Origin of the sequence: Streptomyces sp. NPDC050704, assembly GCF_040654355.1 — a bacterium.
Classification (GTDB): Bacteria; Actinomycetota; Actinomycetes; order Streptomycetales; family Streptomycetaceae; genus Streptomyces.
Window position 1 is genome coordinate 22770 of sequence record NZ_JBFAHW010000055.1, and the last position, 9366, is coordinate 32135.

8 protein-coding genes and 1 riboswitch are annotated in these 9366 nt (G+C 70.8%); of the genes, 4 read left to right on the top strand and 4 right to left on the bottom strand.

Annotated features, from left to right (window positions below; all coding sequences use genetic code 11):
- Positions 1–349: 349 nt before the first annotated feature.
- A complete protein-coding gene (locus AB0I18_RS29155) occupies positions 350–1948 on the bottom strand; it encodes an ABC-F family ATP-binding cassette domain-containing protein (protein WP_363108575.1) in 1599 nt (532 codons plus the stop codon).
- A gap of 292 nt (positions 1949–2240) precedes the next feature.
- On the opposite strand from AB0I18_RS29155, the gene AB0I18_RS29160 reads away from it, so the two are divergent.
- Positions 2241–2654 carry a VOC family protein gene (locus tag AB0I18_RS29160; protein WP_363108576.1) on the top strand — a complete coding sequence of 138 codons (414 nt, stop codon included), beginning with the start codon at positions 2241–2243 and terminating at the stop codon, positions 2652–2654.
- 73 nt (positions 2655–2727) lie between these two features.
- Here AB0I18_RS29160 and AB0I18_RS29165 read toward each other — a convergent pair whose 3' ends face one another.
- The 3 genes from AB0I18_RS29165 to AB0I18_RS29175 form a co-directional block, all read right to left on the bottom strand.
- Positions 2728–4143 (bottom strand): hypothetical protein, encoded by a 1416-nt coding sequence (locus AB0I18_RS29165; protein WP_363108577.1) that lies wholly within the window; start codon positions 4141–4143, stop codon positions 2728–2730.
- A 216-nt stretch (positions 4144–4359) separates the two neighbouring features.
- On the bottom strand, positions 4360–5496 hold the full coding sequence (locus AB0I18_RS29170; RefSeq protein WP_363108578.1) for an alpha/beta fold hydrolase: 1137 nt from the start codon (positions 5494–5496) through the stop codon (positions 4360–4362).
- A gap of 236 nt (positions 5497–5732) precedes the next feature.
- On the bottom strand, positions 5733–6461 hold the full coding sequence (locus AB0I18_RS29175) for a class II aldolase/adducin family protein (protein ID WP_363108579.1): 729 nt from the start codon (positions 6459–6461) through the stop codon (positions 5733–5735).
- A gap of 196 nt (positions 6462–6657) precedes the next feature.
- Here AB0I18_RS29175 and AB0I18_RS29180 point away from each other — a divergent pair, with 196 nt between their 5' ends.
- From AB0I18_RS29180 to AB0I18_RS29190, 3 genes are all read left to right on the top strand, one after another.
- Complete coding sequence (locus tag AB0I18_RS29180) at positions 6658–7401, top strand: lysozyme (RefSeq protein ID WP_363108580.1); 744 nt, start codon at positions 6658–6660, stop codon at positions 7399–7401.
- A 168-nt stretch (positions 7402–7569) separates the two neighbouring features.
- On the top strand, positions 7570–8826 hold the full coding sequence (locus tag AB0I18_RS29185; RefSeq protein ID WP_363108581.1) for an inorganic phosphate transporter: 1257 nt from the start codon (positions 7570–7572) through the stop codon (positions 8824–8826).
- A gap of 20 nt (positions 8827–8846) precedes the next feature.
- A complete protein-coding gene (locus AB0I18_RS29190; protein ID WP_363108582.1) occupies positions 8847–9068 on the top strand; it encodes a hypothetical protein in 222 nt (73 codons plus the stop codon).
- Between the two features lie 139 nt (positions 9069–9207).
- Positions 9208–9352, top strand: a riboswitch (cobalamin riboswitch).
- Positions 9353–9366 lie beyond the last annotated feature (14 nt).

A 9366-nucleotide genomic window follows, 5' to 3' on the forward strand; every position in this document is an offset into this window, starting at 1 on the left:
ATGATCACCCCTCAAGAGCTTCCTGGCCACCCATTCGGCAAGGTCCGTCGGACAAGCTTTGGGCCGGGGAGGGCCGTCCCCACGAGCGGAATTTGATATTCCGGGTGTACCCGTCCGTACGACCGAACGAGTTCGGCGAAGAAGTCCCAGGTCAGGGACGCGCGACGGCCGACCCCTTGGGAACGAAGGGGCCGGCCGGGAAATCGATGTAGGACACACCTCGGTACGAGGAGATCTCACACAGATGATGGATCACGGATCGGCCGAATGATCCATACGAAGTGGATCAGCCCGTGGATCAGTCATTCGATCAAGCGCCGCCGACCGCCGCTCCGGGCGGGCACGGGGCTCAGGCGAGGGCGACCAGGTCCGCGTAGTCGGAGCCCCACAGGTCCTCGACGCCGTCCGGCAGCAGGATGATCCGCTCCGGCTGGAGCGCCTCGACGGCGCCCTCGTCGTGGGTGACGAGGACGACGGCGCCCTTGTAGGTCTGCAGCGCGCCGAGGATCTCCTCGCGGCTGGCCGGGTCGAGGTTGTTCGTCGGCTCGTCCAGGAGGAGGACGTTCGCGGAGGAGACCACCAGGGTCGCGAGCGCGAGGCGGGTCTTCTCGCCGCCGGAGAGGACACCGGCCGGCTTGTCGACGTCGTCGCCGGAGAACAGGAACGAGCCGAGCGTCTTGCGGACCTCGACCAGGTCCAGGTCGGGGGCGGCCGAGCGCATGTTCTCCAGGACCGTGCGCTCGGGGTCGAGGGTCTCGTGCTCCTGCGCGTAGTAGCCGAGCTTGAGTCCGTGGCCCTCGATGATGCTTCCGGTGTCGGGCTTCTCGACCCCGCCGAGCAGCTTCAGGAGGGTCGTCTTTCCGGCGCCGTTGAGACCGAGGATGACGACGCGCGAGCCCTTGTCGATGGCCAGGTCGACGTCGGTGAAGATCTCCAGGGAGCCGTACGACTTCGACAGGCCCTCCGCCATCAGCGGGGTCTTGCCGCACGGGGACGGCTCGGGGAAGCGCAGCTTGGCGACCTTGTCCGCCTTCCGCACGGCGTCCAGGCCGGCCAGCAGCTTGTCGGCACGGCGGGCCATGTTCTGCGCGGCGACGGTCTTGGTGGCCTTGGCGCGCATCTTGTCGGCCTGCGAGTGCAGTGTGGCGGCCTTCTTCTCGGCGTTCTGCCGCTCGCGCTTGCGGCGCTTCTCGTCGGCCTCGCGCTGCTGCTGGTAGAGCTTCCAGCCCATGTTGTAGACGTCGATCTGGGAGCGGTTGGCGTCCAGGTAGAACACCTTGTTGACGACCGTCTCGACCAGGTCGACGTCGTGGGAGATCACGATGAAACCGCCGCGGTACGTCTTCAGGTAGTCGCGCAGCCAGACGATCGAGTCGGCGTCGAGGTGGTTCGTGGGCTCGTCGAGGAGCAGGGTGTCCGCGTCCGAGAACAGGATGCGGGCCAGCTCGATGCGGCGGCGCTGACCGCCGGAGAGCGTATGGAGCGGCTGGCCGAGCACGCGGTCGGGCAGGTTGAGCGCGGCGGCGATGGTGGCGGCCTCGGCCTCGGCGGAGTACCCGCCCTTGGTGAGGAACTCGGTCTCCTGGCGCTCGTACTGCCGCATCGCCTTCTCCCGGGTGGCGCCCGAGCCGTTGGCGATGCGCTGCTCGTTCTCGCGCATCTTGCGGATCAGGGTGTCCAGGCCGCGCGCGGACAGGATGCGGTCACTGGCGAGCTGGTCGAGGTCGCCGGTGCGCGGGTCCTGCGGGAGGTAGCCGACCTCGCCTGAGCGGGTGACGGTGCCGCCGGCGGGGGTGCCTTCACCCGCGAGGACCTTGGTGAGCGTCGTCTTGCCCGCTCCGTTGCGGCCGACCAGGCCGATGCGGTCGCCCTTGGCGATACGGAAGGTGGCGGACTCGATGAGGATGCGGGCGCCGGCACGCAGTTCGATACCGGAGGCGGAAATCACGGACAGACTCCTGGGCGGGGTTGATGACGGGGCGGGCGGCTGACGTCGTTCACGCCGTCTAGTGCGCGAGGAGAATGGCCATGGGCCAAGTCTAACGGGGCGGTGCAAGCATTTTTTCTGCGTGCGGGTGTTCGGGACTGTGACGCTCATTGCCCGGCGGTGCCCGGCCGGGTGCCCTCACGTGCACAGGTCCCACGAGCTCGGCGGGGCGTTGTCAGTGCCGGGTGCAAGACTGTGGAGCAGGTCACATTTCGGCAGGGTTCCAGCGGTCGGACGAGAGGAAGTGGTCGGTATGGCAGGCATCGGCGGCGGACGCCCGAGCATCTACCCGACGCTGCTGTACGCGGACGCCAAGGCCGCGATCAAGCAGCTCACCGAGGCCTTCGGATTCACCGAGGCGTCGGTGTACGAGGGCGAGGGCGGCACCGTGATGCACGCGGAGCTGGTGCAGGGGAACGGCGCGGTGATACTCGGCTCCAAGGGCCGCGGCGGTCGCTTCGACGAGGCGATGAAGGGCGCGGGGCACACGGGGGTGTACGTCGTCGTGGACGACATCGACGCACACCACCAGCGGGCCGTCGACCACGGGGCGGAGATCCTGATGCCCCCGACGGACCAGGACTACGGGTCGCGGGACTACATGGCCCGGGACGTCGAGGGCAACATCTGGAGCTTCGGCACGTACACCCCCGAGATAACTGCGTGACGAAAGGCGCCCCGCGGGGGCGCCGGGCGGTGACACCATGCGGCTCCGCGGAGCGAACCGCTTCGCGGGGCGGCTAGCTTCCCCCGGTGTGCACCTGAAAGGCCGCCCGGCGTACGGCCTTGGCGAGGGCCGGGTCGGGATGGGCGGCGGCGAGCGCGACCAGCACCTGCACGGTGCGGGGATGCCCGACCGCCCGTACCTCGTCGAGGAGCGCGGGCACGGTGGCCTGCACGGCCGACTCCAAGTGCCGGACGAGCAGCGGGGCTTCGCCGTGGTCGGCGACGGCCGCGGCGGTGTCCACCCACAGCCAGGTGGCCTCCGCGCGGGTGAGCACCTCGTGCGCGTCCTCGGGGTCGTGCCCGTCGTGCTCGGCGAGCCACAGCAGGGCGTACGGACGCAGATGGGTCTCCTCGGCCACGGCTCGTACGTCGGGCTCGGCGGGGGCGCCGACGACGCGCAGGGCCTCGAAGGCGAGCCCGCGCAGCAGGGCGTCCTCACCACGGGCGGCGTCGAGGAGTTCGGTGACGGCGCTGCCGACGGGGCGAGCGGCGAGCCAGGCACGGTACTCGGCGCGGGCGGCGTTCGGCCGTAGCCGGGCGCAGCCGCGGAGCATGTCCTCAGCGCCCTGCTCGATGTTCCCGGCGGGGCTCTGCGCGGCGACGCAGATCTGCTCCAGCTTGACCCACACGGCCCAGCTGCCGAGCGGGGTGAGCGTGGCCTGGCCGTCGGCCCAGGTCAGGGCGCCCACGGCGGCCAGGGCGTGCAGGGCCCAGTCGAGGAGGGGAGCCAGCGGGGTGTCCTCGGCCGGGTCCTCCGAGGGCTCGGGCTGCGGGCCGTACGGGATTTCGCAGCGCTCGGTGCGCAGTTCCGTGACGCGCTGTTCGAGCAGGTCGAGGAGTTGGGTGACAGGGACCGGTCCTGCGGACAGCTGGAGGAAGGAGAGGACCTGCGGCATCGCGGAGACGACCTCGGCGACGGCGGCGGGCTCGCGCCCGTCGGGGCCGGGGTGGGCGATCGACCAGGCGTCGAAGAGGGCGACCCAGCCGCGCAGTACGGCGCTGTCGTCGCGGTGCCAGGCACGCAGCCGCCAGCCGGGGCGCGCGACGCCGCCGTGCACCTCGACGAGGCCCGCGAGGCGCGCGGTGTCCCAGTCCGCCCGGACCTGGGCCGGTGTCAGGGTCAGCTCGTCGGCGGCCCGTTGGGCGGTCGCGTCGGACAGGGTGCCCCCGCCTTCGGGGCTGCCGTCGGAGGCCGCGCCGTCACGGGCCCGGCCGGCACTCAGGGCGGCGTCGGCCCAGCGGGCGACGCGGGCCGCGCCGGCGAGCACGGCGCGCGCCATCCGGGCCAGTTCCGCCGGTGCCGGTGTGCCCTCGGGAGGGCGGGGTGCGGGTCGGCGCGTGGGCCGCTGGGTCATCGCTCGGGGGGCGGCGGCCAGGGTTCGCGGGCGGACGAGTCGGAGCCTGGAGTCGCGCGGGATACGGGACGTCACGGGGGCAGTCTTCCCGTTGACGGTCCGAAAACCCAAACGGAATGCCGCCGAGGGCGACGGGGGCGGCCGGCGGACCGGGCCCGGCGAGCGCTCGTGAGGCGGGAACGACCAGGTGGTACGGGGTTAAACGGAAGCTTGGGGGAACGACGAACGGAAGCCCGCCGACAAGGCGGCGGAGGTGGCTGCACGGGTGACCGCATGAGCGGAGCCGGGTGGCTACATGAGCGGGGTGAGGAAGCGGCGGAGGGCCTCTTCGTAGCCGGCCGGGTCGGCGTTCCACATGGCGCCGTGCGGGGCGCCCCGGACCGTGTGCAGCCTGACGAGGTCGGGGCGGCGGTCGGCGAGGCGGCGCGAGAGGTTCCACGGGGCCACCGTGTCGTCGGGGCCGTGCAGGACGAGGACCGGCACCTTGAGCCGATCGGGGTCGGCGGCGCCCTGGGTGCGGTCGCCGTGCAGGCCCGTGCGGCCCTGGGCGGCGCGGACGGCCAGCGGCAGCAGGGCGCCCGGGGTGCGGCGGGCCGTGGCGAGGGCGCGCAGCGTGGTCTCCCAGCTGAGGACGGGCGAGTCCAGGACGAGCCCCGAGATCCGGTCGCGCAGCGCGGAGTGCGCGGCGGCGCGCAGGGCCATGGTGGCGCCGGTGGACCAGCCGTGCAGGACGACCCGCTCGGCGCCGTGGCGGACGGCGTAGCGGATGGCCGCGTCCAGGTCGCGCCACTCCGTTTCGCCGAGGTGGTTCAGGCCGTCCGGCGGTCGGGGGGCGCCGAGGTCACCGCGGTAGGCGAGGTCGAGGACCGGGAAGTGGTGGCGGTGCAGGAACTCCATGACGTTCATGGGGTGTTCGCGGGTGGCGCCGAGGCCGTGCACGGTGATCACCCAGGTGTCCCGGGCGGCGGGCACGAACCAGGCGGGCAGGGCGCCGAGTTCGCCGGGTACGTCCACGTCGGCGTGGTCCAGGCCGAGGGCGGCGCTCGGGTTGCCGATGTGCACGCCGGGGGTGAACCACACCTTCGCGCCGGGTTCCAGCGTGCCGTGGGTGACGCGTTCCAGGCGGCGTACGACCGTGTCCGCGGGGTGCGGGGCGGCGTCCAGGAGAGGGCCGACGACCGCGTGACTGCCGTCGCCGCTGAGGCCGTACACGCCCGGGCGCTGGGAGGCCAGCGCGCGGGTCAGGGTGATCCGGCCCGCCGCCGTGGCGTGCACGGTGAGGCGGGGTTCGGTGGGCAGCGGTTTGCCCGGCGGCGCCTTCAGGGCGGCGTCGCTGGCGAAGCGGCCCGCCGCGACGGTGGCCGCGCCGGCTATCGCGACGGTGAGGGCGGTGGTGACGGCTGCGGTCGTCGGCTTCACGGTGCGCACGGGTCCAGTCTCCTGACGGAGCCCGTTGTCGGCCAGTGGAGCGGGGCAGGCGTGTTTTGGTGCGGCTCTGTTGTTCGCAGGGAGTGGGAGGTCTGCGGGGGATGCGGTGGGTTCGGGGCCGCCGGAATGGTGCGGGCGGCCTGGTCGCGGTGTCTTTGTCTGCGGGTGCGTCGTGGCTGGTCGCGCAGTTCCCCGCGCCCCTTTGGGGCGCGCCCGGACCGCTCGGGAAGCAGCCCTCAGACTTCCGGCTCACTCACCCCCGGCTGCCCGTACCCCCGAAGTCGGTCCTCCACCTCTCGTACGTCCGCCTCGGAGAGGAGTGTCGGTGTGTGGCCCGGGAGGGATGACGCGGTGAGCCACACGCGGCACATCCACTCCAGTTGGGCTGTGCGGTCGTAGGCCTGGGGCAGGGTGGTGCCGTAGGTGAGGGTGCCGTGGTTCTGGAGGAGGCAGGCTGTGCGATCGCGTAGGGCCTGGAGCATGTTCTCGGCCAACTTTTCCGTGCCGTACGTGGCGTAGGGGGCGACGCGGACGGCGCCGCCCAGCGCGGCGGCCATGTAGTGGATGAGCGGCAGCTCAGTGACGAGGGTCGAGACGGCCGTGGCGTGCACGGCGTGGGTGTGGACGACGGCCCGCGCGTCGGTGGCGCGGTAGACGGCGAGATGCATGGGCAGTTCGCTGGTCGGAACGAGCGAACCGAGCACCCGCCGGCCGTCGAGAGCGACCCCGCAGATGTCCTCCGGGCCCAGCCGGTCGTACGGGACTCCGCTCGGGGTGACCAGGACGGTGTCCCCGACACGCACCGACACGTTGCCCGACGTACCGACGACCAGACCGTCGGACACCGACCGGCGGGCCGTCGCCACGAGGTCGTCCCAAGCCTGTTCCAGTGCCTCGGGCGCCCGGGGCACGCTCCGCTCCCCCGCGTCCCGTCCGTCTCCCGCGTCCCGCCGCTGCTCAGTCATGCCGCGATCCTGCCAGCCGGGTGCCTCAACACCGCGCAGGAGAGGGCACTTTAGGGCGGAATCCCGGTCTTCGAAAGGTCACAGATGGGCATGAATCGCCAACCGTGAACGAATGACCGGCATACGACGGGCTTTCAGGGATCTTCCAGTAATCTCTGGGAGATTTTTCGTGCGCGCCGCCATTCCGGGGGGAACCATGGCTCGTGATCGCAAACCGTCCCGTCAGCGTGCCCGTCTCGTCGCGGCCTCCGTGGCGACACTGGCGCTCGGTGGAACCGCCCTCTTCGAGGTGCCTGCCTCGGCAGCCGCCAAGCCCAAGGGCCACGACGTGTCCTCGCACCAGAAGAACGTCAACTGGTCGAGCGCGAAGAGCAAAGGCGCCAAATTCGTCTACGTGAAGGCGACCGAGTCCACCACGTACCGCAACCCGTACTTCGGCCAGCAGTACAACGGCTCACGCAACGTGGGCATGGTCCGCGGGGCGTACCACTTCGCACTGCCGCACAAGTCGTCCGGCAAGGCGCAGGCGGCGTACTTCCTGCGCAACGGAGGCAGTTGGCGGGCGGACGGCTGGACGCTGCCGCCCGCGCTGGACATCGAGTACAACCCGTACGGCAAGAAGAAGTGCTACGGCCTGAGCAAGGGCGGGATGGTCAGCTGGATCAAGAGCTTCAGCGACGAGGTGAAGCGGCAGACCGGCCGCCGCCCGGTGATCTACACCAACTTCAACTGGTGGAAGATGTGCACCGGAAACAGCGCCGCCTTCGCCTCCAACCATCCGCTCTGGCTGGCTCGCTACAGCGCGTCGGCGGGGTCGCTGCCGTCGGGCTGGCGGTTCTGGACGTTCTGGCAGTACGACAACGGCAGCGGCAGCCTGCCGGGTGATCAGAATCTCTTCAACGGATCGCCGGCTCAGCTCAAGAGGTTCGCGAAGGGGTAGCGGAGCCCGGTATTCCGCCTCTGTTCGAGGATCACCGTCGCCACTTCGCCACAAGCGGAGTGGCGACACCCCTATCGGGCCACCCTGCCGCCCACCCCAGTTCATCTTCCGTTCATCCAGGTTACCTACGGTCCCTGTGCCACTGACGTCCAACAGAAGCCTGGGTAAATGGAACACATCACGCTCCTCCTCGGAATCGTGATCGTCACCGCTCTCGTGTTCGATTTCACGAACGGTTTCCACGACACCGCCAACGCGATGGCCACCACCATCTCGACCGGCGCGCTCAAGCCCAAGGTCGCGGTGGCCATGTCCGCCGTACTCAACCTTGTCGGCGCCTTCCTCTCTGTGGAGGTCGCCAACACGATCTCCAAGGGCCTCGTCGACGAATCCGGCATCCAGCCCGAGGTGATCTTCGCCGCGCTCGTCGGCGCGATCCTCTGGAATCTGCTGACCTGGCTCGTCGGACTGCCGTCCAGTTCCTCGCACGCCCTCATGGGCGGTCTCATCGGCGCCACCGTCGCCTCGGCCGGCCTGGGTGCCGTGCACGGCGACGCGCTCGTGACCAAGGTCCTGATCCCCGCCATCGCGGCGCCCGTCGTGGCGGGTATCGCCGCGCTGCTGGCCACCCGGCTGACGTACCGGCTCGGCAGGAACATCGGCGAGAAGTCGTCCAAGAAGGGCTACCGCGCCGGGCAGATCGCCTCCGCCGGCCTGGTCTCCCTCGCCCACGGCACCAACGACGCCCAGAAGACGATGGGCATCATCACCCTGGCTCTGGTGGCCGGTGGCGCCATCGCCCCGGACTCCGACCCGCCGGTCTGGGTCATCCTCTCCGCGGGTCTGGCCATCGCGCTCGGCACCTACCTCGGCGGCTGGCGCATCATCCGCACGATGGGCAAGGGGCTGACCGACCTCCAGCCCCAGCAGGGCTTCGCCGCCCAGACCAGTGCGGCCACGGTCATCCTGGCCTCCTCGCACATCGGCTTCTCCCTCTCCACCACCCACTCCGTCTCCGGTGCCGTGATGGGTGCGGGCCTCGGCCGCAAGGGGGGCGTGGTCCGCTGGTCCACGGCCACCCGGATGTTCGTCGCCTGGGGTCTGACCCTGCCGGCCGCGGCCCTGGTGGCCGCCCTCGCCGAGTACCTGACCTCCTTCGGCAACTGGGGCACGGGCGTCGTCGCCGTCTTCCTGGTCGCCTCCAGCGCCGGGATCTGGCTGGCCTCCCGCCGCCAGGTGATCGACCACACCAACGTCAACGACACCGAGGAGCCCCCCGGTGTGGTGACCACGGCCGTGGCCGCCGTCACCCCGCCCCCGGCCGGCGCCGCGGCCGAGGACGACCTGGCCGAGGACCTGTCGGCCACCATCGCGGCTCCCGACGGGACGCCCGCGAACCCGCCGGCCTCGTCGGCCGTGGTCTGAAGCGCTAAGGAAGAAACAGCATGCACATCGACTGGGCAGCCCTCGGCTCCGTCTTCGGAGTCAGCCTCATCGTCACCGTCGCCCTCGTGGCCCTCTTCACCCTCGGCATCCTCGGCCTCTCCAAGCGCGAGTCGGCCACCGCCCAGGGCGGCTCGGCGGCCCTCGCGGCCACCGGCGCCTACGCCTGCTTCGCGGCGTGCGCGGCGGCGGTGGCGTACGGGATCTATCTGATCGTCGCCTGACAGCGGCGCTTCCTCCGACAGGTCAAGCAGGTCAACAGGTGGGGTGCGGGACGGAACAACGTCCCGCACCCCACCTGTGCGTGGGCCCGTGTGTGGGTCTCAGCACACTCTCCCTTCGCAGGTCAACAGCAAGTTGACGGTTGTTCTCGGGCCGTGGTGGACTGCCGGAGCCATGTACGACGGCAGGAGAGGAAGCCGGTGCGAATCCGGCGCGGTCCCGCCACTGTTACCGGGGAATCAATCCCCCCGGGAGCCAGGAACTCTCGTCGTCGGTCTCGTCGAACCAGGGCGTGGACAC